Source organism: Thermostichus sp. MS-CIW-40 (assembly GCF_054058315.1).
The window spans coordinates 39,774-64,188 of the sequence record NZ_JBSSAC010000009.1; the positions used below are offsets into that span (position 1 = coordinate 39,774).

Annotated in this window: 17 protein-coding genes and 1 pseudogene; 10 read left to right on the top strand and 8 right to left on the bottom strand. The window is 59.7% G+C overall.

Annotation, left to right across the window (positions count from 1 at the left end; genetic code table 11):
- The first annotated feature begins 195 nt into the window (after positions 1 to 195).
- From mfd to ACVWXF_RS04670, 3 genes are all read left to right on the top strand, one after another.
- Positions 196 to 3,672: a transcription-repair coupling factor gene (gene mfd, locus ACVWXF_RS04660; RefSeq protein WP_457473770.1), complete on the top strand. Its 3,477-nt coding sequence runs from the start codon at positions 196 to 198 to the stop codon at positions 3,670 to 3,672.
- Positions 3,673 to 3,792: 120 nt separating this feature from the next.
- Positions 3,793 to 4,728, top strand: coding sequence for an ABC transporter ATP-binding protein (locus ACVWXF_RS04665; RefSeq protein ID WP_457473771.1), 936 nt, complete (start codon positions 3,793 to 3,795; stop codon positions 4,726 to 4,728).
- Positions 4,725 to 5,507 (top strand): ABC transporter permease, encoded by a 783-nt coding sequence (locus ACVWXF_RS04670; protein ID WP_457473772.1) that lies wholly within the window; start codon positions 4,725 to 4,727, stop codon positions 5,505 to 5,507. The genes ACVWXF_RS04665 and ACVWXF_RS04670 overlap by 4 nt, the downstream gene beginning before the upstream one ends.
- A gap of 18 nt (positions 5,508 to 5,525) precedes the next feature.
- On the opposite strand, the gene ACVWXF_RS04675 is transcribed toward ACVWXF_RS04670, so the two are convergent.
- Positions 5,526 to 6,059, bottom strand: a complete 534-nt coding sequence (locus ACVWXF_RS04675) for a TM2 domain-containing protein (RefSeq protein ID WP_457410817.1) — start codon at positions 6,057 to 6,059, stop codon at positions 5,526 to 5,528.
- A 252-nt stretch (positions 6,060 to 6,311) separates the two neighbouring features.
- Between ACVWXF_RS04675 and ACVWXF_RS04680 the strand changes: the two genes are divergently transcribed.
- Positions 6,312 to 6,587 carry a hypothetical protein gene (locus tag ACVWXF_RS04680; protein WP_041436392.1) on the top strand — a complete coding sequence of 92 codons (276 nt, stop codon included), beginning with the start codon at positions 6,312 to 6,314 and terminating at the stop codon, positions 6,585 to 6,587.
- An 80-nt stretch (positions 6,588 to 6,667) separates the two neighbouring features.
- A complete protein-coding gene (locus ACVWXF_RS04685; protein WP_457473773.1) occupies positions 6,668 to 7,642 on the top strand; it encodes an ABC transporter permease in 975 nt (324 codons plus the stop codon).
- A 13-nt stretch (positions 7,643 to 7,655) separates the two neighbouring features.
- Here ACVWXF_RS04685 and ACVWXF_RS04690 read toward each other — a convergent pair whose 3' ends face one another.
- From ACVWXF_RS04690 to ACVWXF_RS04700, 3 genes are all read right to left on the bottom strand, one after another.
- Positions 7,656 to 8,105 carry a MarR family winged helix-turn-helix transcriptional regulator gene (locus ACVWXF_RS04690; protein WP_457473789.1) on the bottom strand — a complete coding sequence of 150 codons (450 nt, stop codon included), beginning with the start codon at positions 8,103 to 8,105 and terminating at the stop codon, positions 7,656 to 7,658.
- A 336-nt stretch (positions 8,106 to 8,441) separates the two neighbouring features.
- The gene (locus tag ACVWXF_RS04695) at positions 8,442 to 9,791 is read right to left on the bottom strand and encodes an alkaline phosphatase (protein WP_457473774.1); all 1,350 of its coding nucleotides are present in this window, start codon (positions 9,789 to 9,791) and stop codon (positions 8,442 to 8,444) included.
- Positions 9,792 to 10,015: 224 nt separating this feature from the next.
- Positions 10,016 to 12,388 carry a transglutaminase TgpA family protein gene (locus tag ACVWXF_RS04700; protein ID WP_457473775.1) on the bottom strand — a complete coding sequence of 791 codons (2,373 nt, stop codon included), beginning with the start codon at positions 12,386 to 12,388 and terminating at the stop codon, positions 10,016 to 10,018.
- A 183-nt stretch (positions 12,389 to 12,571) separates the two neighbouring features.
- Here ACVWXF_RS04700 and uvrA point away from each other — a divergent pair, with 183 nt between their 5' ends.
- From uvrA to ACVWXF_RS04720, 4 genes are all read left to right on the top strand, one after another.
- The gene (uvrA, locus tag ACVWXF_RS04705) at positions 12,572 to 15,475 is read left to right on the top strand and encodes an excinuclease ABC subunit UvrA (RefSeq protein ID WP_457473776.1); all 2,904 of its coding nucleotides are present in this window, start codon (positions 12,572 to 12,574) and stop codon (positions 15,473 to 15,475) included.
- A gap of 223 nt (positions 15,476 to 15,698) precedes the next feature.
- On the top strand, positions 15,699 to 17,939 hold the full coding sequence (locus ACVWXF_RS04710) for a WD40 repeat domain-containing serine/threonine-protein kinase (protein WP_457473777.1): 2,241 nt from the start codon (positions 15,699 to 15,701) through the stop codon (positions 17,937 to 17,939).
- 50 nt (positions 17,940 to 17,989) lie between these two features.
- The gene (locus ACVWXF_RS04715) at positions 17,990 to 19,309 is read left to right on the top strand and encodes an NAD(P)/FAD-dependent oxidoreductase (RefSeq protein ID WP_457473778.1); all 1,320 of its coding nucleotides are present in this window, start codon (positions 17,990 to 17,992) and stop codon (positions 19,307 to 19,309) included.
- Between the two features lie 65 nt (positions 19,310 to 19,374).
- The gene (locus tag ACVWXF_RS04720; protein ID WP_457473779.1) at positions 19,375 to 20,085 is read left to right on the top strand and encodes a glycerophosphoryl diester phosphodiesterase membrane domain-containing protein; all 711 of its coding nucleotides are present in this window, start codon (positions 19,375 to 19,377) and stop codon (positions 20,083 to 20,085) included.
- A gap of 58 nt (positions 20,086 to 20,143) precedes the next feature.
- On the opposite strand, the gene mnmA is transcribed toward ACVWXF_RS04720, so the two are convergent.
- The 3 genes and pseudogenes from mnmA to ACVWXF_RS04735 form a co-directional block, all read right to left on the bottom strand.
- Entirely contained in the window at positions 20,144 to 21,250 is a 1,107-nt protein-coding gene (gene mnmA, locus ACVWXF_RS04725) for a tRNA 2-thiouridine(34) synthase MnmA (protein WP_414350891.1), read from the bottom strand.
- 102 nt (positions 21,251 to 21,352) lie between these two features.
- The gene (locus tag ACVWXF_RS04730; protein WP_457473780.1) at positions 21,353 to 22,102 is read right to left on the bottom strand and encodes a HEAT repeat domain-containing protein; all 750 of its coding nucleotides are present in this window, start codon (positions 22,100 to 22,102) and stop codon (positions 21,353 to 21,355) included.
- Positions 22,103 to 22,351: 249 nt separating this feature from the next.
- Positions 22,352 to 22,535, bottom strand: a pseudogene (locus ACVWXF_RS04735) (hypothetical protein); the annotation flags it as partial.
- 75 nt (positions 22,536 to 22,610) lie between these two features.
- On the opposite strand from ACVWXF_RS04735, the gene ACVWXF_RS04740 reads away from it, so the two are divergent.
- Positions 22,611 to 23,495 carry a hypothetical protein gene (locus ACVWXF_RS04740; RefSeq protein WP_457473781.1) on the top strand — a complete coding sequence of 295 codons (885 nt, stop codon included), beginning with the start codon at positions 22,611 to 22,613 and terminating at the stop codon, positions 23,493 to 23,495.
- Positions 23,496 to 23,716: 221 nt separating this feature from the next.
- Here the strand turns inward: ACVWXF_RS04740 and ACVWXF_RS04745 are convergent, their stop codons facing one another.
- Positions 23,717 to 24,304, bottom strand: coding sequence for a hypothetical protein (locus tag ACVWXF_RS04745; protein WP_414329849.1), 588 nt, complete (start codon positions 24,302 to 24,304; stop codon positions 23,717 to 23,719).
- Positions 24,305 to 24,415 lie beyond the last annotated feature (111 nt).

The following is a 24,415-nucleotide window of genomic DNA, read 5'->3' on the forward strand; positions in this document are numbered from 1 at the left end:
GGCCATTGACATAGGGTTCTGGTTTTCTTCGTCTTTAAACAACAAAACTGTTGTCCCAATAGATCGAGGAGCAATTCCCAGCAAGGGGCGACTTCCCGTCTACAGCGCCAGCAGACGGCTGCTGATCGTCCCCGGAGCCTGCCAGAATTGGGATCCCTGCTTGTTGGGATCCCAGTTTGCAGGGTGGGGTGGAAGATGTCGTTTATTCCGCTGGTGCGCTTTCTAGGCCAGTCCGGCTTGATTCAAGAGCTGGCCGCCTGCTTGAGATCGCAGCGACGGGCAAATCTGCAGGGGGCAGGGCGGATTGCCAAGGGGTTGATCGCCTCGGCTTTGGCCCAGCAGGAGGGAAGATCCCTGCTGGTGGTCACTGCCACGCTGGAAGAAGCGGGCCGGTGGACAGCGCAATTGGAGGGCATGGGCTGGGAGAGCGTGCAGCTTTACCCCACTTCAGAGGCTTCCCCCTACGAACCTTTTGACCTGGAACCGGAGCTGGTGTGGGGCCAGTTTCAGGTGCTGGCCGATTGTCTCCAGGGCAAAACCGGGCTTGCCATCGTGGCTACGGAGCGGGCCCTACAGCCCCACCTTCCCCCCCCAGAGGTGTTTCGGGCCTTTTGTCTCAAGCTGGAACCTGGCCTGGAGATGTCTCCCCAGCAACTGGGGCAGCAGTTGACCCGTCTGGGCTACCGGCGGGTGAATTTGGTGGAAAGTGAGGGGCAGTGGAGCCAAAGGGGCGACATTCTCGACGTTTTCCCAGTGGCCTGCGAGTGGCCGGTGCGCCTAGAGTGGTTTGGCAACGAGCTGGAGCGGCTGCGGGAGTTTGACCCAGTCAGCCAGCGCTCTCAAGATGGGATCCCCCACGTCTGGCTGACCCCCACTGGCTACGGACCCATCCTCTGGCCAGCGCTGCAGGAAAAGGCGGATTGGCTCTCCCCAACCCTGCGGCAGCAGTTGGAGCAGTCGCCGACTCCTCCGGAAGGCTTGCGCCGTTTTCTTGGCCTACTCTACGATCCGCCAGCCAACCTGCTGAGCTATCTGGATCCCGAGGCTTTGATCCTGATCGACGAGCCGGAGCAGTGCCAAGCCCACAGCCGGCAGTGGCTAAGCCACGCCCAGGAGCAGTGGCAGCTGGCCCGGGCCAGCGAGCCAGCTCTGGTGCCTTTCCACCGCCCCTTTGATCTCAAGGCTCCCGACTGGGATCCCTTCCCCTGCCTGTTGGCCCGCACCTTTGCCCCTGCTGGCGAAGCCGAAGCTGCCCTTGACCTAAAAAGCCGGCCTGTGCCTACTGCTCCCCACCAGTTTGGATCCCTGGCCAAAGCCCTGCGCGAGTACCGCAAGCAGCAGTTGCAGGTGTGGATCCTCTCTGCTCAGCCCTCCCGCACCGTGGCTCTGCTGCAAGAACACGACTGCCCCGCCCAGTATGTGCCCAACCCCAAAGACTTCCCGGCCATCGAGCGGCAGCTACAGTCTTACACCCCGGTGGCCCTGAAGTACTCCGGCTTGGCCGATCTGGAGGGGTTTCTCCTGCCCACGCTGGGATGGGTGGTGCTCACCGACCGCGAGTTTTTCGGCCAGCACAGCCTGGCCACCCCTACTTATGTGCGCAAGCGCCGCCAGGCCAGCTCTCGCCAGGTGGATCCCAACCTGCTCAAGCCAGGGGATTTTGTCGTTCACAAGGCCCATGGCATTGGCCAGTTTCTGCGCTTAGAAAGCCTCACCATCGGGGGCGAAACCCGCGAGTACCTGGTTATTCAATACAGCGATGGCCTGTTGCGGGTGGCTGCCGACCAGGTCAACTCCCTCTCCCGCTACCGCGCCAGCGGGGATGGACCACCTGCCCTGCACAAGATGTCCGGCAGCACCTGGGAAAAGACCAAACAGAAGGTGAAAAAGAGCCTGCGAAAAGTGGCCTTTGACCTGCTGCAGCTCTATGCCAAACGCGCCGAACAGGAGGGCTATGCCTTCCCGCCCGATTCTCCTTGGCAACAGGAGCTGGAAGATTCTTTCCCCTATCCCCTGACGCCGGATCAACTCCGAGCTGTCCAGGAGATCAAGCGGGATATGGAATCTCCACGCCCTATGGATCGGCTGCTGTGTGGGGACGTGGGCTTTGGCAAAACAGAGGTGGCAATCCGTGCCATTTTCAAGGCCGTAACCGCCGGCAAGCAAGTGGCTCTTTTGGCGCCAACCACCATTCTTACCCAGCAGCACTACCACACCCTCAAAGAGCGCTTTGCTCCCTATCCTATTCAAGTGGGCTTGCTCAACCGCTTCCGCACCTCGGAGGAGAAAAAAGAAATCCTATCCCGTCTCAAGAGTGGCGAACTGGATGTTGTGGTGGGCACCCACCAGCTTTTGGGCAAGGATGTGCAATTTCGGGATTTAGGCCTTTTGGTTATTGACGAAGAGCAGCGCTTTGGCGTCAACCAAAAAGAGAAAATCAAACTTCTCAAAACCCAGGTGGATGTACTCACCCTCACCGCCACCCCTATTCCCCGCACTCTGTATATGGCCTTGTCGGGTTTGCGGGAAATGAGCTTGATCCAAACTCCGCCTCCTTCCCGCCGGCCTATCAAAACTCACCTTTCTCCCTACAACCCCGAAGTCATCCGCACGGCTATCCGCCAAGAGTTGGATCGCGGCGGTCAAGTCTTCTATGTCGTCAACCGCATTGAAGGCATCGAAGAAACCAGTGCCAAATTGCGGGAGTGGGTGCCCGGTGCTCGCATTGCCATTGCCCACGGGCAGATGCCGGAAGGGGAGCTAGAGGCAACGATGCTGGCTTTTAACAATGGGGAAATCGATATCCTGGTCTGCACGACGATTATCGAATCCGGTTTGGATATTCCCCGCGTCAACACCATTTTGATTGAAAATGCTCAGGAGTTTGGATTGGCTCAGCTATACCAGCTGCGGGGGCGGGTGGGCCGGGCTGGGATCCAAGCCCATGCTTGGCTGTTTTACCGAGAAGACGGGATCCTCACCGAGGAGGCCTGCAAACGCCTACAGGCCATTCAGGAATTTACCCAACTGGGATCCGGCTATCAGTTGGCAATGCGGGATATGGAAATTCGTGGCATTGGCAACCTGCTGGGAACGGAACAATCCGGGCAAGTCAATGCGGTGGGCTTCGATCTTTACCTGGAAATGCTGCAAGAAACCATTCGAGAAATTCGCGGCCAGGAGATCCCACAGGTGGAGGACACACAAATTGACCTCAATGTAACCGCCATGATCCCGCAAAGCTATATTCCCGACGAAGATCAAAAGATGCAGGCTTATCGACAACTGGCCGCTGCTGGCTCTCGGGTCGAGCTGTTGCAAATTGCCCAAGAATGGCAAGACCGCTTTGGCCCCCTGCCCAAGCCCACTCAGGAGCTGCTGCGGGTAATGGAGCTGAAGATCCTGGCTCGCACGCTGGGCTTTTCCCGCATTAGGCCAGCCAAGGAGCATGTCCTTTTGGAAACCCCCATGGAGGAGCCGGCTTGGAATCGCCTGAAAGAGGCTCTGCCCACTCACCTGCAGCCTCGCTTTGTCTACCAACCGGGCAAGGTGACGGTGCGGGGTCTGGGGATGGTACCGGCAGCGCAGCAACTGGAGAGCCTTTTGCAGTGGCTGGACAAGATGAGCCTGGCCCTGAGCCGGATGGAGGCTGGGATCCGAATGACCCCCTAGATCTTGCCGGATCCCTCTCGAGGCGGGCCCATGCTCTGGTGTGAGAGAGTGGAATGGCCGGCCCTCCTCTCTTCAGCGCTCCTTTTTGCATCGGCTTCGCGTTTGCATCGGGTTCGCGTCATGAAAGTTCTAGAAGCTCACCACCTCCAAAAAACCTACCGGCAAGGAGGCAGGGAGGTGCGGGCGGTGGTGGATGTCTCCCTGACGCTGGCAGCAGGGGAGATCCTGGCTTTTTTGGGGCCCAACGGGGCCGGCAAGACCACCACCATTAAGATGATTGCCGGCCTGATCCAACCCGACGCGGGCACAGTGTGCGTTCTCGGACGGGATCCCCATACCGATCCGGGGGCCCTGGCCCAGGTGGGGGCAGTGCTGGAAGGCAATCGCAACCTCTACTGGCGGCTGACCCCCCTCCAGAACTTGGAGTACTTTGGCGTGCTGCGGGGGCTACCCCCCAGAACCGCCCGGCAACGGGGGCTAGAGCTCCTGGAGACCTTTGGCCTGTGGGAAAAGCGGGATGTTGCCGTGCAAACCCTTTCGCGGGGTATGCAGCAGAAGGTGGCCATTGCCGTTGCCCTCCTGCACCAGCCGGCCCTGTTGTTGCTGGATGAGCCCACCCTAGGGCTGGACGTGGAAGCCGCCCAAGCGGTGAAATCCCTCATCCGCCAAATTGCCGCTTCGGGTCGAGCCATCTTGCTCACCACCCATCAACTGGATATTGCGGAAGCGCTCTCGGATCAGGTAGCCGTTATTCGACAAGGGGTGATCATCGCCCAAGCCCCCACGGGAGAGTTGATCCGGCACTTTGCCGGCGCCGTCAGCACTTATCGGATCGAGCTGGAACAGGGGCTGGATCCCTGGAGGTTTGAACAACTGGCCCGCCAAGGGGTGGAGATTCTCGGATCCCATCGGGTGCGGTTCAGCGGCCCGCCAGAGATGCTCTATCAGGTGCTGGAGATCTTGAAGCCTTTGCCCTTGCTGGGCCTCAAACGAGAGGAAGCCGATCTCACCCATATTTTCCTCGAGTTGTTGAAAAGGGGAGAGGGGCAAGGATGATGCCGGTGATACACCTGTTTTGGGCTGAACTGAAGCGGGCCTGGATCCAGTACATTCGCTATCCGGCGGAGGCCCTGGGCGGGATCCTGATCACCACGTTCTTCTTCTATGCCCTCTTTGCCGGCGCCCAATATGTGGCAGGGCCTGCCTCCCAATTTGGCGAACGGTTGGATGCGGTGGTGATCGGCTATGTGCTCTGGACGCTGGTCATTTTTGTGGTGAACGACATCGCCCTCAACCTGCAGGTGGAAGCCCAGACGGGGACGCTAGAGCAGGTGCTGCTTTCGCCCTTTTCCGCGGCCACCCTGTTTCTGGCGCGGGCTTGTGCCAGCTTGGTGTTGCGCTTTTCTGTTGTTGTCGTCATTTTGGGCGTCATCTTATTGCTGACGGGCAGCCGGTTGCGGTTTCCCCCTGCTCTGGTGTTGCCTTTGGTGAGCGTGGTGCTGGGGGCCTACGGTTTTTCGTTTTTGCTGGGATCCGCCGCTCTGATTTGGAAGCGAATTCAGCAGCTTTTGATCATCAGCCAATTCGGCTTGCTTTTTCTGTTGGCTGCTCCCACGGAAGAATGGCCGGGATCCCTGAGGTGGCTAGGGCAAAGTCTGCCCATGACAGCGGGGGCGGGGCTGCTGCGAGACGTAATGGTGCGCGAGGTAGGGCTGGATCCCCTGCGCTTGGCCATGGCTCTAGCCAGCGGCATTTTCTACTTCGGCCTGGGCTTGCTGACCTTTCGCCGGGCGGTTCGGGCAGCCAAGCGCCGAGGGATCCTGGGATCCCAGTAGAGGTCTGCAGGAGGGCATCTAGAGCGAACGTTGGTTGGGGGAGCGGTGCAGCAGGTGAGGGAAGTGGTATTCTACCGCTCCAGTGACCGGGTTGTTTTCGGGGAAAGCCATGCTCCGCCGGCTCAGCTCTTGCAGCGCCTTTTCAATTTCGTCAAAGTCGGCAGGTAAGTCGATAGCTATCTCCGCAAGGGTGAGGATCCCTTGCCGCTGTTGGGCTAGCCGCAGGATCTCCCGCATCAGAGCTTGACCTTTGAGGGGCTGAGGAGGTGCTGAGGTGGTTTTTGAGGAAGCTGGGGATGGGGAGGGTCGGGATCCCTGTAGGACGGCCAGCTTGAAGTTGTAGTTCTCTACCATGCCTGGGATCAAAAACAGGTCAATTAACTGGCCAAAGCCCAGCAGGCCAAAGGTGAACAGCCAGAGGATGCCTGTTCCAGTCTTGCCCAGGTAGAAGCGATGGACGCCACAGATCCCGAAGATGCCCAACGCCCAGAGGATGTAGGCGGTACCGACGGATTTGGGTTCGGCGGGGGGCAGCAGGTAGCGAGAACTCATGGGGATTTGACGAGATAACTTTGAGCGGGTACTCCAAGTCTAAGTCTGTCATCTTCTGGCCTGGACGGGCAGGAGAGAACCGGCGTGATCTCTGCAAGCAAGCTGGGATCCCTTCTACGCTCTTGTCTGAGGGAGGGCAGCCTCAACGGGAAAACAACCGGAATAATGAGATCCAAGTCCCCCAGGCTCAAAGAACTCCGTCTCCCGCTCACGCAAGCAGTGGACATGCCTATAGAAGGCAAGGGAAAGTCGATGTTTGAGCCAATTTTAATCGGGTTGAGCGCTGTGCTCTGGGGCCTCCTCTGGGGCTACGCTACACTGCTGGTTGTGCTGGTGAACTTTAAGGAGCAAGGATCGGTTTACGCCTACCCTATGCAGGCGGTGCTGGATCGCTTTGTCGAATCCTTGGGGCTGGGCTGGCTTAAGGATCTGCATGCCCTGCAACTGAGGCCGCTGCGCCGGATCAGCTATGCTCTGTTTGGTGCCGTCACCCTAGGGGTGGCTTTCATGCTCTGGGTGTTGGGGTGAGGCGATGACCAGATCGACAGGCGCATTCCCGCAGCAACTGCAAATGCGTTAACCCAACCCGAGTTCTCGACAGGCTCATAATGACCGCTGCCCAACTGGTTGCTATTCTCTCCACTGCCATTGCCACCGCCACACCGGTGGTCTTCGCCTGTGTGGGGGAAACCATTACCGAGCGGGCAGGGGTGATCAACCTCTCCGCAGAGGGGACGATCATGCTGGCGGCCATGGTTGGGTTCGCCGTGGCCAAGCTGACGGGAAGCTTGGTATTGGGCTTTTTGGCTGCCGCCGCGGTGGGAGCGCTGTTTGCTGGGATCGTGGCCTTTGGCTCGCTGACCCTGAAGGGATCCCAAATTGCCATTGGTTTCGTCTTGACCCTATTGGGGGCGGATTTGTCTTCCTTTTTGGGCAATCCGTTCGTGCGGATCCCAGGGCCAACGGTGCCCAGCCTGCCCATCCCCTTCCTGAGAGAGGTGCCGCTGCTGGGGCCACTCCTGTTCCAAGGGGATCTGTTGCTGTACGCCAGCTACGCGCTCATCGGGGGAACTTGGTTCTTTTTGTATCGCACTCAGCTTGGCCTGATGTTGCGGGCTATGGGAGAACAGCCGGCGGCGGCTTTTGCCCGCGGCACCAATGTCATTTTCTGGCGCTATGTTTACACCCTTGTGGGGGGATCCCTATTGGGCTTGGCGGGGGCTGCTTTTTCTCTGGATTTCAAGGCCGGCTGGAGCCACCGACATACAGCAGGGTATGGCTGGATTGCCTTGGCCATCGTCATCTTCGGTGGCTGGAACCCCTTGCGGGTAGCTCTGGGGGCCTACCTGTTCGGCATTTTGCAGTCCTTCGCTGGGGTTGCCCAGACTACCATCCGCGCCGTGCCCACCCAAGTTTTTACGGTGGCTCCCTTCGTGTTGATGATTTTGGCGCTGATGCTCACCTCTGGGGAATGGCGGGAGTACGGCTTGCGCGGGATCCCACCTCGGCTGCGGCGCTGGATCCAGCAGGCGGTGAAGGCCACTCCGCCGGCAGCTCTGGGGCAGCCGTTTGAACCGGGCTAGAGGGGATCCCTCCTCAGCAAGGGGGGATCTGAAAGGGCTGGAAAATAGCGTGCAGCTTTTTGAGGCAAGCCTGGATCTGCGCCATCTCCGAGGGATCCAGCTTTTGGAAGCGCTCTTTCAAGTAGGCGACGTGGGCCGGGAAAATTTCCTCAAACAGTTTTTCCCCCGCTTCTGTCAGCACGACCTTAAAGCAGCGTCGGTTTTCCGGGGGCACTTCCCGGCGCACCAGCCCTTTTTGTTCCAGGCGATCCACAATGCCGGTCAGTGTCCCTTTGGTCACCAGCGTTTTTTGGGCCAAGACATTCATGGTCATCCCAGGGGTATTGCCAAGGGTAACCAACACATCGAATTGGGGGGCCGTCAGCCCCATTTGCCGAATGTGAACCCCGGCGTAATTTTCAAAAGCTTGGTAGGCCCGCGCCAGATCCCGCAACAGCCCCAAAAAAGGCTCACGGGCCGCCAATACCGTCCCCCTCAGCGGAACAGAGTCCTCAGGCTTGAGAACCTCGTCGCTTTGGAGAAGGGGGGATGGAGAGGAGTCAGCGGGAGTGGGCATGGTTGAAGATCGCAGTTCGCGTTGGTGGAACAAACTCAAACCCAAAGGACAGTCTCGGCTCTATGATAGCCCACTGTAGTACAGTTCTAACGCAAAATGAACTACGTCTATCTGCTTTGCTGAGCTAGCCCCTTCGCCGTTATGTGGTTCTCATAAAAAAAGGGGATCCACTGGATGGATCCCCCGTGACGGACAGAGCTTGTGGGGCAAACACCCGCCCAAGGCAGGTGACCACAGCAGACACTAGGGCTTCAGCTCGCTGGGGATGCGCTCCCCGAAGAGTACGAAGTAGAGAATCCGATAAATGTCCGTGTTCAGGATCCCGGTGGTCGGCACTAACTCTTGGGCGTTCAAGCCCGCAGCGCGAGCAATGACTCCACTGCCGACGTCATCTCCGCTAGCCCAAGCCACGGCAAAGGGAAAGCGCTTGCCATTCTTGTCAGGAGCAGAAATAAACGGCTTTGTGCCCGTGCCGTCAACTCCGTCAATGGGGGCACCACTGCCTTCGGGGTCAGTAGGGGGCAACGGCTCCTCGGCGGATTCGACATCCACCAACTGCATCCCGCCGGCGTTGCTGTCGCTGGTGGTAATCATGAAGGTCTTGGGATTCTTCTCGATAAAGTTGAGAATCACCCCGATGGCATCGTCGGCCCGCTTCATGGCCTCCAGGCAGCCAGAGGCATTGAGGTTGTTGCACATGTTATCAGTGCCCTCTTCTTCGATGACGGCGAAGAAGCCCTTAGGATTGCGGGAGATCCGCGCCAGGGCAAATTCGGTCATCTCGGCAATGGTGGGGGCGCTGGCGATGTAGTTGGGCAAGTTTTCTTTCCGCAACTCTTCTTCAGGCTTGTCGTAGAAGGTGTCCTCGACGTTGAACACCCCCAAAACTTTGGAGACATCTGCCGGCAGCTTGAGCAGCTCGTCGCGGGTGTAGACAACGGCGTACCCCTTTTTCTTGGCCTCCTCAATCAGGTTGCGGCCATCCTTGCGCTTCCCTTTGCCAAAGCGGCCCTGGACACCTTCCGGCAGCAGCCATTCCTCGCCAGCGCCGAGGATGATGTCTACCCCTGACTCCACCACCTGCAGGGCAATCTCCTCATAGTCGCTGCGCTTGGCAGCTTTGGCAACGAAGGCAGCCGTCCCCGGCTCAATGATGGATCCCGTTTGCACCAGAGCCGTACCCAAGCCTGCCGCCACAGCCTCTTCCATGATCGTGTTCAGGGTGCCGTTGGCAGAGGGGTACTCTTTGCCGTCCGGATCCAACCCAAAGCTCTTGGCGTGGACACGAGTTCCTGTGGCATGGGTCACCGCTCCGCCGTTGGAAGTTCCCCCAAGCTGGTCGAAATGGTGCCCGCGATAGGTGGTAATCACGGGGAGACGATCCCAGTTCAGAAAGCCATCGGGGCCGTAGTAGAGAATGCGTGTGATGTCCCAGTGGGAAGCTGAGGTTCCATCTGGGTGAAAGAAGATTGCACCGTTGCCGGTTGGCTTAGGCGCCGCTTGAGCCACACTAGAGGAAAAAACTGACGAGGACAGCAGACACAAAGTTGCAGCCAAAGCCGCCCTCAAAGAATAGCTACGCATAGCTAGCACGCTCCTGCTCGTTCAAAGCTGAACGTTAAGGAAAGTAACACAGCCTTGAACAGTTAGCAAGAGCGCGCACAAATGCTCCTGCAGAACTTACCTGCAGCGACAATCCGCCTCTCAGGTCTACTACTTGGCCGGGGCAGGTTGCGAGGTCTATACCTAGATTTAACTATCTCTTAACTGCCTCATAACGTCAAGGCTTCTCGTAGAGCTTTATAGCCGTCTTCCAGTCAAGCTGTTCTTTTGGGAGCAGGCGTCGAACTCTTGGCCTGCCAGGACCGCCTAAGCTGTCTAAGGTGGTGTTGCCAACGCTGCAGTTCCCCGGCTTCCAGCGGGATCCCACCGAAGCGCACCTCCAGGTAGCGCTCCAAGAACTGGATGGCCACCTGGGCTTGTGGTAAGTCGGAGTGGCGCAAGTGTTCCAGGCAGGCCTCAGGGCCTAGGTGGGCTGGGATCCCCACCGCCGTCGCCAGATCCCGCAGTTGCAGATAAAGCCTTGAGATAAGCTGGCGGCGCTGCTGCGACTTGGGTAGAGCCGCCGGGATCCAGCGCATCCCAGCAAAGGCCAGACTCGGTAGCAAGAGGCCAACCATCCAGGTGGGCCAGGGGGGCGGAGGCTGCCACAGGGATCCCATCACCACCCCATTGGCGGCAGTGGCTAGGAGAATCCACCCCCCATCCTGCCAGCGCACGGCCTGATAGCGGCGGCGGCGGCCCCAATAGGCCGTAGAGCCGGTGATCACCACCACCCCCAGTAGCGGTAGTCCATTCCGCTGCAGCGTTTGCCCCAAGGCAACCAGGCTGCGACGGAAGCCAGCACCGGCATCCTCCAGCTCCTGGGGAGCAGTTACGCGGCTGGCCAGCTCCTGGATCTGCCGCCAGATCTGCCGCTGGGTGGATAGGTCGTACTGGATGACGTACTTAAACCAGCGGAAGCGCAAGCTGTCGTAGAAATCTTGAAGGGGATCCCACCAGCTCTGCCGCTGACTAACATTGGCCTCTGCCGGCGTAGCGTCAAAGATGACCCAGCCGTAGGGGCCAAAGGGGATCTCCGTCCAGGAATGGGCGTCGGCATTGCGTACTGCCAGATAATTTTCCTGCGCCACCCAGCGCCCGCCCAAAAAGCCATTCACCATCCGGGCCGGGATGCCAATGCTGCGGGCCAGTATCGTCAGGGCTGTGGCGAAATATTCGCAGTGGCCCCGCCGATGGGTGAACAGAAAGGCTTCCAAAGGCGGTTCAGGGCCGGGATCCGGCAGATCGGTGGTATAGGCGTAGTTCTCCAGCAGGTAGTTCTGCAAAGCCGTCACCTTGCCAAAGACATCGGGGATCCCAGCGGTAACGTCTTCAGCCAAGGCGGGAATGCGCGGATCCAGGTCTGCTGGCAACTGCAGATAGGCTGCCTGTTGGACTGGGTCGAGAGCACTGAACAGCTCCGCGTGGCCTAGCCGGCGCAAGCGCGGGCTTAACTCCCTTGAGATCCGGCTCCGGGCGCGGTAAAGATGGGGCACCTGCCGAGGCAGAGAATGGCCAACATCTCCGGTCTCGCTCAGGATGAGGCGGCGATTCTGCCGTTGCCAAGCTTGTTGCACCGTCGCTGCTCCGCCCCGCTCCAGCCATTCCATCTCCACCAGCGGGGCCACCCCAAAAACGGTGTTGGTGACCAGCGGCTCCAGATAGATAAGCTGCTCCAAGGGGAGAAGCAGCAGGTCGGGAGCAGTGGGGATCAAGCTGGAGGCAGAGAGATCAAATACCCCTGCTGCGTTGGGGAAAATGGGGATGAAGCGGTCTAGCGTTCGCGACCAGGCCCGTCCATCGTAGCGATCGAAGCTGATCCCGCGCCAGTAGAGGGACTCCACACGGGGCGGCACCCCTGCCGGAAATTCCACCCGCATGACAACGGTGTTATCGGTTTTGAGGGTGCCGAATGCTCCCAGGCTGACTTCCTCGGCAAAGCCAGTGGTCATCACCGGCGAGCGGGCCTGGCGACCCAGAATTCCTAAACTGACCCGCGGGAACAAGAAAAACAAAGCCACGGACAGGATCACCGCCAGCAAAGCCAGGGATCCGAGAAAGCCCAAAAAGTTGAGGTTGATGCCACGGGTTTGGCTGGCTGCCTGCGGGTGCTGCTCTGCTTGCAGGCGCAGGTGGTAAAGGGTGAGGTTGATTAGCCCTACCCCCACGTACAGCAAAAACAGCAGCCCAAAGCTGATGTCTTCGTTGAACAGGGTGGCAATGGCCATCAGCAGCAGAGACAGCACCGCCAACTGGATGTGATCGGCTGCCCGTTCCCGCTGAAACAGCTTGGCCCCCGTTAGGTAAAGCACCAAGCCAATGGCCCCATCGGAAAAGGGAAGGATCCCAAAGATAACCAAAGCCAGCAGGCTAAGCAACACCGCCACCGTCAGGGGCATCCACAGGGGGGCATAGCGGGCAAAAGCAATCCTTGGCGGCTCCCAAAACCAACTGCAGGCCCCTGCGGCCAAGCAAACGGCAATGACCGGTGGCGACAGAGCCTGATCCCCCAGACAAAGGGCCGTGAAGGCGATCCCCACCAACAGGTAAACAAACACCTTTTGAACGGATGGCAGTGTCCAGGTCATGGCCCTTGGGGGTCGATCTTTTCCTGCATAGCCAAGTCTTTTTTGCTACCGGTTTGCCCTCCCTGGGATCCCCTTTTGGACAAAGCGAAGAGCATTAGAATCGTTAACTAAGAATCGTTAAGATTTTGTTACTCGCCGGTCTCGACGGGATACCTGTGACACGCTGCGCGAAAAGGTGGTGAGATGTCCAGCCAAAACGAAATTCACGTGGTGGGGGCGCGGCAGCACAACCTCAAGAATGTCGAGCTGCGGATCCCGCGGGATCGCCTGGTGGTGTTCACCGGCGTCTCCGGATCGGGCAAATCTTCTTTGGCCTTTGACACCATTTTTGCCGAAGGGCAGCGGCGCTATGTGGAATCCCTCAGTGCCTATGCGCGACAGTTTTTGGGGCAACTGGACAAACCGGATGTGGATCGCATCGAAGGGCTGAGTCCGGCCATCTCCATCGATCAAAAGTCCACCAGCCACAACCCCCGCTCGACGGTTGGCACCGTTACCGAAATCTACGACTACCTGCGGCTTCTGTATGGGCGAGCTGGGATCCCGCACTGCCCCCATTGCAACCGGGTGATCGCCCCGCAGACGGTGGATCAAATTGTGGATCAGATCATGGCTCTGCCGGATCGGACGCGGTTTCAGTTGCTCTCGCCGGTGGTGAAAGGAAAAAAGGGCACCCATGCCAACCTGTTGCAAAGCTTGCGCCAGCAAGGGTTTGTGCGCGTGCGCATCGACGGCCAGGTGCGGGATCTGAGCGAGGAGATCGAGTTAGCCAAAAACAAAACCCACACCCTTGAGGTTGTGGTGGATCGGCTGGTCAAGAGCCCCGACATAGCGGAGCGACTGGCCGATTCTCTGGCAACCTGCCTGCGCCAGTCGGGAGGAATTGCGGTGGTGGAGCTGCTGCCGCGGGAAGAGGAGCGAGAACAGCTGCTGCAAAAGGTGGCCGAGTCGGCGGGGCAATACCTGAACGGCAAGCCAACGGAGCTGATTTTTTCTGAGCAATTTGCCTGCCCGGAGCACGGTTCGGTGATGGGCGAGCTGTCGCCGCGCCTGTTTTCCTTCAACTCGCCGATTGGGGCCTGTCCTGTCTGCCACGGGCTGGGTTTTGAGCCCATCTTCGACCCCGAGCGGATCGTGCCCGATCCCAAGCTCCCCTTGTACGCGGCCATCGCCCCTTGGGCAGAGCGGGAGAACCCCTACTATCTGGCTTTGTTGGCGGGAGCCGCCAAGGCTTTTGGCTTCGACCTCAGCAGCCGCTGGTGTGATCTCACCCCCCAACAACAGCAGATCATCCTCTACGGCGCCGACCAGGAGGTCTACATCGCCGAGGCGGAATCTCAGTACCGAGGCCGGGGGTACTATCGCCGCTATGAGGGGGTGATTCCCCAATTGCAGCGGCACTACCAGGAAACCACTTCCGAAATCTATCGGCAAAAGCTGGAAGCCTACCTCACCTACCGTCCCTGTTCCGCCTGTGGGGGATCCCGTCTCAAGCCGGAAGCTCTGGCCGTGCGCATCGGCGGCTACCGCATTACCGATCTCACCGAGATCTCCATCCGCGACTGCCTGCACCGCCTGGAGCAGTTGAAACTTACCCCGCGACAAGTGCAGATCGGCGAGCTGGTGCTGCGGGAGATCAAAACCCGGCTGCAGTTTCTGGTGGATGTGGGCCTGGACTACCTAACGCTGGCCCGCCCGGCCATGACCCTCTCCGGGGGCGAGGCGCAGCGGATCCGGCTGGCCAGCCAGATGGGCTCCGGCTTGACGGGGGTGCTCTACGTGTTGGACGAACCCTCGATTGGCCTCCACCAGCGGGACAACGAGCGCCTGTTGCAAACCCTGTTTCGCCTGCGAGATCTGGGCAACACCCTGATCGTGGTGGAACACGACGAAGAAACCATCCGTGCCGCCGACCACATCGTCGATATCGGCCCTGGGGCCGGCATCCACGGGGGGGAAGTGGTGGCCCAGGGATCCCTGGCGGACATCATGGCCTGCGAGCGCTCCATCACCGGAGCTTATCTTTCGGGGCGGCTGCGGATCCCTACCCCTGCGCAGCGGCGGGCTGGGAAAGCGGTTGCCCTCAAGCTCACCAATGCCCACAAAAACAACCTCAAGCACATCGATGTGGAGATCCCTCTGGGCAAGTTGGTCTGTGTTACAGGCGTCTCCGGCTCCGGCAAATCCACCTTGGTCAACGAATTGCTCTACCCTGCCCTGCAGCACCATCTTGGACACAAGGTGCCCCAACCCGCGGAGATGGGAGAACTTGAGGGCATCGAACACATCGACAAGGTGATCGTCATCGACCAATCTCCCATTGGCCGTACCCCCCGCTCCAACCCTGCCACCTACACGGGTTTGTTTGATCCCATCCGCCAAACCTTTGCCCAAACCTTGGATGCCAAGGCCAGAGGCTACCCATCCGGCCACTTTTCCTTCAATGTCAAGGGGGGGCGCTGTGAAGCCTGCAAAGGGCAGGGGGTGAACGTGATTGAAATGAACTTCCTGCCCGATGTGTACGTCACCTGCGAAGTCTGCGGGGGCAGCCGTTACAGCCGCGAAACCCTGCAGGTCAGGTACAAGGGCAAGAACATCGCCGAAGTCCTGGATATGACGGTGGGGGAGGCGCTGGAGTTTTTCGCTGCCCTGCCTCCTGCCGCCAAGATCCTGCAGACCTTGGCCGATGTGGGCCTCGATTACATCAAGCTGGGCCAGCCAGCTCCTACCCTCTCCGGTGGGGAAGCGCAACGGGTCAAGCTGGCCGCAGAACTGGCCCGCCGCTCCACCGGCAAAACCCTCTATCTGCTGGATGAGCCCTCCACCGGCTTGTCCTTTTACGATGTCCACAAGCTCTTGAACGTCCTGCAACGGCTGGTGGATACAGGCAACACCGTGCTGGTGATCGAGCATAACCTGGACATTCTCCGCTGTGCTGATTGGATTATTGACTTGGGGCCAGAGGGCGGCGACCGCGGCGGCCAGATCATCGCCGTTGGCACTCCAGAACAGGTGGCTGAGCACCCCGGATCCCATACAGGGCGATATTTGAAGCAGGTTTTGCAACAACATCCCCCAGGTCGCTGAGCAACTCAGCCTGCTCCAGGGAGAAAGTTGACCGAAAGCGGCTGTCGGGATCCCCTTTCGCTTTTTGCTCTGCTCACCTCAGCCATGGCGGTGGAGGACTGATGCGGCGAGGACTCTATCCCACCCAGGCGCTCCGCACCGTGAACGCAAGGGTGAACGGTTAGCCTGAGTCTCACGTCGCTATGGCATGATGGGTCGGAAGGAAAAGGTTCGCACTCTCCCCATGGTAGGGCAGACCCTGGGTGGCCGCTATCAGATCTTGGAAGCACTGGGATCCAGCGGACAAACCTACTTGGCACAGGATAGCCATCATCCTGAGCGGCTTCGGGTGGTGCTCAAACGCTGGCAGGCCGGCCAAAATGCTCCGCACCGCGAACGGGGTGAGGACTCCGCCTCGCTGCGGCATCTCTTTCAACAAGAAGTGGCGCTGCGGGAGCACCTGGGATCCCACGAGGGTATCCCCCGCCTGTTGGCCTGCTTTGAGCAAGAGGGGGAGTTTTATTGGGTGGAAGAATGGGTTGAAGGGCCCACCCTGGAACAAGCTCTATTGCTAGGTAACGCAACCGAGAGGGGCCAGCTAACGACTCCGTCCCGCCAAATGCACTGCCATTGGGGGCACGACTGGACAGAGGCTGAGGTACGAGCCTTGTTGCAGGATGTGCTGCAAACCTTGGCCTTCCTGAATGGGGAAGGGGTGAGCTGCTGCAACCTGCAGCCCTCTCGCTTGATCTACCGTCAGCCGGATGGCCGATGGGTGTTGTTGAAGTGGGGGGGTGAGGAACAGGGTCTGGCTTTTTCCGGCTCTGGCTTCGGGAACCCCTATGGCCCCAGGCATTGCAGCGACCTCTATGCTCTTGGGCTGATTGCCCTGCAGGCCCTCTGCGGGATCCCGCCCCAGAAGCTGTTTCGCGACCCGTTGACGGGGGAGTTGCGCTGGCACGATCTGGCCTCTACTAGCGCTCCTTTTGCTGCTTTTCTGGATCGTTTGGTGAGCTGCAACCCACAACAGTGCTTTCCTTCAGCAACAGCAGCTCTGGCCGCTTTGCAGGCTTTGCCCCCCGCCGAGAGCCCCCCTGCCGCCGAACTCCTGTCCCAGCCCAGCCCTGTCGCCGCCGAGCCCTTACAGGAGCCAACCACCCCACCGCGTTCTCCGGTATCGCTGCGGGCGCGTCCCCGGATCCCACCGGTTTGGGCAGGAGGCAGCTTGGCGGCTTTGCTGGCGTTGACGGTGGCAGGGGTATGGCAGATGAGGGCGAACCTTGGCCTGCGGGGGGAGCCCAAGGATTCTGTCCCCCTCACGAGAACGGGATCCTCTGGCCCGGCAAAGCGCAACGGCCTGGGACTCCGTCCTACTCGCGAGAACGGTTCTCATGCCTCCGTCCCCACCGCCGTCACGGTCGCGGAAGCGTCGCGTAGCGATAACGACCCGGCAGACTGGGCCAAGTCTTTGCAGCTCAAGGCTACGCTGGAAGGCCCTGTCGCCGTCACTGCTCTGGCCATCAGCCCGGATGGAAATCTCCTTGCTGCCGGGGGAGACGACGGCGTGATCCGGCTTTGGGATCCCCAGGCTGGCCAACTGCTCCAGAGCTGGGCAGGCCACGAGGGATCCGTTGAGGCACTGGCCATCAGCCCAGATGGTACCTTTTTGGTGAGTGGGGGGGCAGACAAGACGGTACGGGTCTGGGATCTGGCGACCCTGGGGGATCCGGCTCTCTCGCCTGGGGATGTGCTGGCGCGGCTGCAGTTGCAAGGGCACACCGGGTTGATCAACAGTGTCGCCATTAGCCCCGATGGTCGTTGGATTGCCAGTGGCAGCGCCGACCGCACCATCCGCCTTTGGCAGGCCGACAACGGCCAGTTGATCCGCACCCTGGCGCCTCCCACTGCTGCCGCCCAGGAGACCCCTCAGAGGGCTGGCATTACAGCAGTGGCCCTTGGCCCAAGACCTACCCGTATGAATACTTCCCACCAATCTGAAGGGATCCCCCCTTGGATCTTGGTGGCCGCCAATGGAGATCCCACCGTTCACCTTTGGGATCCTGGCAGCGGGGCCTTGCTGGAAACCCTAAAGGCCGACTACCCCATCGAGCAGGTGCTTCTGAGCCCAGATGGCCGCTATTTGCTCGCTGGCAGTACCGGTGGCATCTTGGTCTGGAACTTGGGCACGGGATCCTTGGAGCGCACCTTGCCCCAGACTTTGTCCGGCTTGGCCGCCCTTGCCCTCAGCCCTGATGGCCGCTTGCTCGCCAGCGGCACCGATTACCGCGCTCACCAGATCAAGCTCTGGGATCTGCGCAGCGGAGAACAGTTGCGCACCCTGGGCGGCCAGACTTGGATGGTGAGCGTCTTGCTGTTTGGCCCCGGTCGCGGAAGCGTCGCGCAGCGATATGGGCAGACCCTTCTCAGTGGTGGCGCCGATGGCTCAATTCGCATTTGGGGGCCAGCCGACCCAGCTCAGCCCTAGTGGGATCCAAGCAGATAAAATACTCGACGAAGAAGGGATCCCGGCAGAGCATGGGCAAAGTTGTCATCATTGGGGCGGGGCTGGCCGGCTTGGCTTGCGCCAAAGTGCTGAGCCAGGCGGGGTGGAGGGATGTCCTGGTTCTGGAAAAAAGCGATGGCCCTGGGGGGCGGGTGCGTACCGACAAGGTGGATGGCTTTCGCCTGGATCGCGGCTTTCAGGTGCTGTTCACCGCCTATCCCAAAGTGCGACAGCATTTGGATCTGGGCAAGCTCGATCCCCGTCCCTACCGGCCCGGCACTATTTTGGCTCAACCAGGTCGCTGCTGGCTGTTGGGGGATCCCCTACGGGATCTGTCCAGCCTTCTCCCCTCTTTGCTCAACCCCTTGGCCAGCTTTGGGGACAAGCTCAAGGTGCTGCAATTGCGATCCGAGCTGGCGCGCCGCAGCCCGGAGCAGGTTTTTCAAGAAGGGCTAGGGGGATCCGATTGCTCGCTGCGGGAGTTTCTGGAGCAGTACGGCTTTTCCCAACAGATCTGCCAGCACTTTTTCTACCCCTTTTTCCGCGGGATCCTTCTAGATCCGGATCTGGGCAGTAGCGCCCGCCTCTTTGCCTTTTATTTCAAGATGATGGCCGAGGGATCCATTGTCACCCCGGCCTTGGGCATGGGAGAACTGGCCCGACAACTGGCCGGTCACCTGTCCCCCGAACAGATTCGCTACCAAACCCCGGTGGAGCGCATCCTGGCAGAAGACGGGAAAGTGCGCGGGATCCGCACCGCCAAGGGTGAAGAGATCCCTGCCGAGTGGGTAGTTTGTGCTACTGATGCCCCTCAGGCACGGGCCTGGCAGGCGGAGCTGTGCCCTCAAGCCCCCACCCCCATTCCCACCCAGGGGCGAGCGGTGACCTGTCTCTACTTCTGCGCCCCCTTTTCCCTCAGCCGCGGCGCCTACTTGTACCTCAACGCCACCGGCCAGGGCTGGATCAACCATTGGGTCCAACTTACCCGCATCAGCCCGGCGCTGGCTCCTCCTGGCCAACACCTGTATTCGGTGGTGGTGCTAGGGGATCCCCCCTTGAGGGACGAGGAACTGGCCCAAGCCTGCCGGGCCGAGCTGCAAACTTACTTCCCCGTCGCGGCAGCGTCGCGTAGCGATAAAGCCCCCTTGGAGCAACTGCGCCTGCTGCGGGTGTACCGGATCCCTTTTGCCCAGTTTGTACAGCCCCCCGGCTTTCAGCAGCATCTGGTTCCCACCTTTAGCGGCCTGCCGGGCCTCCTTTGGGCCGGGGAATACACCCACCAGAGCAGCCTCGAGGGATCCCTGCGCAGCGGCGAACAGGCAGCGGCGTGGATTCTCCAAAAATCGGCGTAAATCTGTACAAAGCAATACAGACTTTCTTAAGTCTATTCCCAGCAACAAAGCTGGGATCCCGTGGTATGAAGGGGGTGGACTTGGTTGCCCACGAGGATCCCTCTGTTATGCAGAATGTTACCCTCAACCCCTTCTCCCTTTTGCAGCGCTCGCTGGAACTGGTAGGCCCTATCTATGGGCCGCTGCTGATCCTGGCTTCTCCTGGCTTTGTCATTCCCATCGTTGCGGAGCTGATCCCGCTTGCTGGGGGGATCCTCAACTTGGCCTATGGCCTGATCGGCCTGCCCATCCTGGCAGGGGCAGCCTTTTGGCTGGTGGATCAGCACTTGAAGCAGCGCACTCCTCCCCTGGGCAACAGTCTGGATCAAGCTGTCTCCAAGGCAGTGCCTCTGGTATTCGGCAGCATCCTGCTGGTGCTGATTGTCTCGCTGGGGATGCTGCTGCTTGTACTTCCCGGCATCTACTGGGGGATAAGGCTGGCTTTCACGCTCTGCGCGATTGTCCTGGAAGACAAAGGGGCCACAGAAGGGTTGGGCTACAGTTGGAACCTCGTCAGGGGCCGTTGGTGGGGGGTGTTTTGGGCATTTCTGGCTGTGGCCTTGATCTTCGGCATCGCGATCCTGATGATTTCGTTTTTTGTTGGGGGGATCCTGGGAGATACCCTAGGTGCGGCTGTGGTTGGGAATGCTGCCGCCACGGCAGTTGCGCCTATCCTCAATATCTATGCAGTGCTCCTGTTCCGATCCCTGCAGCAGCTGCAAGCGCAAGCAGCGTAGTTTGGCTTGCCCTCACCCCCAACCCTTCCCCCCTGGAGAGAGGGAAGTTGCAGTTGGCCTAGGGAGAAGGGCGCTCCAGGATCCCTCCCCCCAGCAGGAGATCCCCGTGGTACCAGACGGCGGCTTGGCCAGGAGTGACCCCAAACTGCGGCTCGGCAAACTGCAGCTTTACCCGCTCTGGCGATTCCGGGATCACCATGGCGGGCACTGGGGGGGTACGGTAGCGCACCTGAACCTCAACAGCCAAGGATGCCGTCGGCGCCGGGATAGAGACCCAGTTGACTTGGCTTACCCACGCTTCAGCCTGGGTAGCCTCCTCCCGTTCCCCCACGACAACGCGGTTCATGGCCGCATCGATGCGCACCACGTAAAGCGGACGGGAAGAGGCAATCCCCAACCCCTTGCGCTGGCCCACCGTGTAGTGGTGGATGCCCTCATGGGATCCCAGCACTCGCCCCTGGGTATCGACGATTTCCCCTGGCCTTTGCCCAAGGTACTGATCCAAAAAGCTCCGCATCGAGCCATAGGTTTCAATCAAGCAGAGATCCTGGCTTTCGGGCTTGTCGGCTGTAACCAGCCCGTAGCGGGCAGCCAACTGACGGGTTTGGGCCTTGGTGTACTCGCCCAAGGGGAAGAGGCTATGGGCTAGGTGCTCTTGGCTGAGGTCGTAGAGAAAATAGGACTGATCCTTCTGCCGATCTACCGCCCGCAGGAGTTGGTAACGTCCTAGCTCGGCGTTAAAGCGCACCCGTGCGTAGTGGCCGGTGGCCATCTGCGAGATGCCCAGCTTTTCGCGGGCATAGGCCAGCAGGGGGCCGAACTTCACCGTTTTGTTGCATTGGGAGCAGGGTAGAGGGGTAATGCCCTCCGCATAGCCGGCTACCAGGTAATCGACAATGTTGGCCTGGAACAGCTCGCGGCTATCCACCACATGGTGCGGGATCCCCAGCTGCTCACAAACAGCTGCCGCATCCACCAAGCCTTCGGTACAGCACTGCCCCTTCCCCCTCATGAGCCAGAGGGTGACCCCCTCCACGGCGTAGCCCTGTTCCTGCAAAAGGGCCGCCACCGTAGAGCTATCCACACCCCCAGAAAGGGCCGCCACAATGCGGGGCCGCGACGGGGATGCAACAGGTGAAACCGATGAGTGGGGGCTGATAACCATTGAGACAAGGGATCCTAGGAAAAGAAAGGCTCAGCCGGAAACAGAGGAGGCCTCTCTCTGGGGATTGGGGAACCCGGAACAAGCTGAGCCGGGATCTTTACTTTAGCCTTCCTCAGAATTGGCTGGCCCGGATCCCTTCTCAGGGGTGGTTTCTGAGATGCCCCTTTGCCGCAAGCGCCGCAGCGAATCCAGAGCCGCCGCCGCAACGCTATCGTGGGGATCCCTGGCCAGGTAGTTGAGAGCAGAAACGCTCTTGGGAGAGGGCAAATTGCCCAAGGCCTGGGCCAGCCGCTGCCGCACCAGCCAATCTTCCGATTGGGCAAACTCCAGAATCCGATCCAACGCCCGCAGATCCCCCAATTCCCCCAAAGCCGCAATGGCCGCTTGCTGCAGCAACACCTCCGGCCCATCCAAGGCTCGCAGCAGCACGTCGTAAGCCCGCGGATCCTTCAAGTTCCCCAAGGCCACCGCGGCACTGAAGCGCACCAGCCATTCTACATCCTCGTAGAAAGCACGCACTAAAGCTTCAAAAGCCCGCGGATCTTCCAAGTAGCCCAGGGCACCTGCCGCGTCGGCGCGAATGCCGTAGTCCGGGTCTTGGGTGAGGATTTCCAGCAACTTGGGCAGACAGGCGTCCGTTTGCTTGATCCCCAGGGCAAAGACGGCAAAAGAGCGCACCTGCAGGTTCTCATCGTCGATGACCTGCAAAATCAGCGGCACCGCCTGCTCTGCCGGCACATCCCGCAACTGGGCCAAGGCCACCATCCGGTCTGCAGAACGCGGGCTGCGCAAGCGTTGAGCGATCTCCTGTAAACGGGCGGGGTTGGCGGGATCCAAAGCAGAGACAGTCATGGCGTTAACAAATATTTACAATCTTTCTTCAGTATGGCAAACGAGGCTGCGCTTGGACAGAGGCCGTCTTTGTCTGGCCCGGTCGGGATCTCTGGGGACATGGTGCCACTGTTTCGATCGACAAATCCTAGCACTGTTGTCGAGAAAAGCAGGTTGACTTGGCCCCATCACGAAGATTTTGGATATTTTGGTGGAGAGGATACGAGGCTGATACATTTACGCTGAACACTGCTGAACATCACTGTTCAACTATGCAGCGATAGCATTCTGTTTGTTTCCAACCAGAATGGCGGTATCCCGCAAAGCTTTGAGTAGAATACCCAAAGCGCAGTTTCCGTGTCGTCTTACTACCAATTTTCTGCTTTGCTTTGGCTACCATGTTGGCAGACTCGAAAGTAAACAGAAAGATCAACTGGTAGTAATCCGTACTGAACATATTATACATTACATTATTTTCAGTATAGTTGAGCTTATTATTGACTAGAGTCATGCTCTCCCGGTGGTCTCTATGCTGAAATCGCTGCCTGCTCGCCCATTGTCCTGCTTTCTTGTAGCCGGCCTGCTGTTGGCAGGGGGCGTTACGTTTTTGGCCCCCCGTTGGTTCCCGGCTCTGGCCAACGAACAGGCTGTTCCTGAGGCCGAACTGGCGCTTCGGCCCCTCTTGCCTCCGGGATCCCGGATCCTCAGCTCGCGGCGATTGAGCGACACAGAAGCGGAAATTTGGGTGGAGTCTCGGGGGGGAACCAGCCCTGTGATCATGCGGCTGAATGCTGCAGGGACTTGGGAACAGGATATGAGCGCCACCATGGCCCGCGGAGCCAGCCAGATGCAAGCTCTCGCCCGGCAACAAACGGTGAACTTGCCTGCCGGCTTTGGCCAGACCGCCCCCGATCAACCCCCGCCGCCGGTGCCCTCCCTTCTGCAGGCTACCCAAGCTGCCTCTAGTCTGATCCCGCCAGTGGATCGAGAGCAGGAAACCCAGCGGGCCTTGAGTGGGGCTGGCCGTGTGGATCCCTTTGTGCCTCAAAACGTGCGTGCTCCTGAACCGCAGATTGTCCTGCCGCCCCTGCCTCCACCTCCGGTTTTGCCCCCTCCTGGCAGCGGCAATGGCGCCCCTGTAGCCGTGGCTACCCCGATCCCAACGCCTACCCCTGACCCGGCTGCCTTTGCCCGCAGTGTACAGGTTTCCGGGATGATACAGATTGGCGGCGAGTCCTTTGCTCTGGTTTCTGGCCCAGGTGTCATTCCCTCTGTGGTGCAGGCCGGGCAAAACTACCAAACCGCCAAGGTGGCCGGAGTATCGGTGCCAGAGCGACGGGTTGTGCTCTCGGAAGGGGGAGAAACGGTCGTGAAGCAAATGGAAGACACCAGCGTGATTGTAGGTGCGCCCTAGCTTCAGCAGCAGCAAGACACCGACGGTAGAACGGGCTTATTCCAAGTAGCAGCCAACTAGCAGTAAAACAGTTGGCTGGCTTGATTCCCAACTCCCCCTTCCAGAGGGGCCGGGGGCAAGGGTCAGAGGCTACTTGAACGGGCTCGGAACAACCCTAGTTGGAAGATAGGAGTTGCCAGATCTCCAGATCCCGAGATCTTGGCGGCAAGGCCGAGAAGACTTCAAAAGCGGGGTTCGCTGCTGAGGCGGGAGGGCTGCTGTTTTAGGTAGCGCAAAAACTCCCGCAGCTCGGCGTCGCTGAGTTGGTGGCGAGATTTCTTCTGAAAGCGACGCTCCAAAAACTCTTGTCCTTCCTTGCGGCCCCAGCCAATGCGCTGCATCTCCACATCCGTTTGGGCAATGATGTCCGATAGGTCATCCCCATAGGCCGCCGGCTCACTTAGACCGGGCAGCTCTGGGGAACTTGGCTTTGCAGGGATCCCTATCGACTCGGGGGCTGGAGAAGCAGGGGAAGACTGAGCGTGTCCGTTGGCCAACTCAGGAGTTGGCAGATAAGGCACCCTGGCGGCAGCAGAATCCATGCCCAAACTCAAAGAGGAAGTGGGGCGACCAAATCCTGCGTGGTGGAGGGCGCGCTTCAAGGCAGCATCTTCCGCCTCTTCGACGGTGTTCGAGCCAGCCATGCCACTGCCCAAAACCGTGTTGTTCACCACCACCTGGGCTCTGACGATGTAGATCCCTTCTTCCACCCGCAACAGATCGGTGAGCAAACTGCCCATAGGGTACCGCTCTCGAAAGTCTTGGATCATGTTGGCGTCAGAACCTGTTGCTGCTGAAGCTCTGACTACAAGCTAGCCCGAAAGTTAACTTGGCATCCAGATCTCAATCCAATCCCACCCTCAATATCGACATTGAATTGA

What these genes read in the sequence shown, in the direction of transcription:
- mfd (WP_457473770.1), top strand. Translation starts at nt 196, where the DNA reads ATGTCGTTTATTCCGCTGGTGCGCTTTCTAGGCCAGTCCGGCTTGATT.
- ACVWXF_RS04665 (WP_457473771.1), top strand. Translation starts at nt 3,793, where the DNA reads ATGAAAGTTCTAGAAGCTCACCACCTCCAAAAAACCTACCGGCAAGGA.
- ACVWXF_RS04670 (WP_457473772.1), top strand. Translation starts at nt 4,725, where the DNA reads ATGATGCCGGTGATACACCTGTTTTGGGCTGAACTGAAGCGGGCCTGG.
- ACVWXF_RS04675 (WP_457410817.1), bottom strand. Translation starts at nt 6,059, where the DNA reads ATGAGTTCTCGCTACCTGCTGCCCCCCGCCGAACCCAAATCCGTCGGT.
- ACVWXF_RS04680 (WP_041436392.1), top strand. Translation starts at nt 6,312, where the DNA reads ATGTTTGAGCCAATTTTAATCGGGTTGAGCGCTGTGCTCTGGGGCCTC.
- ACVWXF_RS04685 (WP_457473773.1), top strand. Translation starts at nt 6,668, where the DNA reads ATGACCGCTGCCCAACTGGTTGCTATTCTCTCCACTGCCATTGCCACC.
- ACVWXF_RS04700 (WP_457473775.1), bottom strand. Translation starts at nt 12,388, where the DNA reads ATGACCTGGACACTGCCATCCGTTCAAAAGGTGTTTGTTTACCTGTTG.
- uvrA (WP_457473776.1), top strand. Translation starts at nt 12,572, where the DNA reads ATGTCCAGCCAAAACGAAATTCACGTGGTGGGGGCGCGGCAGCACAAC.
- ACVWXF_RS04710 (WP_457473777.1), top strand. Translation starts at nt 15,699, where the DNA reads ATGGTAGGGCAGACCCTGGGTGGCCGCTATCAGATCTTGGAAGCACTG.
- ACVWXF_RS04715 (WP_457473778.1), top strand. Translation starts at nt 17,990, where the DNA reads ATGGGCAAAGTTGTCATCATTGGGGCGGGGCTGGCCGGCTTGGCTTGC.
- ACVWXF_RS04720 (WP_457473779.1), top strand. Translation starts at nt 19,375, where the DNA reads ATGAAGGGGGTGGACTTGGTTGCCCACGAGGATCCCTCTGTTATGCAG.
- mnmA (WP_414350891.1), bottom strand. Translation starts at nt 21,250, where the DNA reads ATGGTTATCAGCCCCCACTCATCGGTTTCACCTGTTGCATCCCCGTCG.
- ACVWXF_RS04730 (WP_457473780.1), bottom strand. Translation starts at nt 22,102, where the DNA reads ATGACTGTCTCTGCTTTGGATCCCGCCAACCCCGCCCGTTTACAGGAG.
- ACVWXF_RS04740 (WP_457473781.1), top strand. Translation starts at nt 22,611, where the DNA reads ATGCTGAAATCGCTGCCTGCTCGCCCATTGTCCTGCTTTCTTGTAGCC.
- ACVWXF_RS04745 (WP_414329849.1), bottom strand. Translation starts at nt 24,304, where the DNA reads ATGATCCAAGACTTTCGAGAGCGGTACCCTATGGGCAGTTTGCTCACC.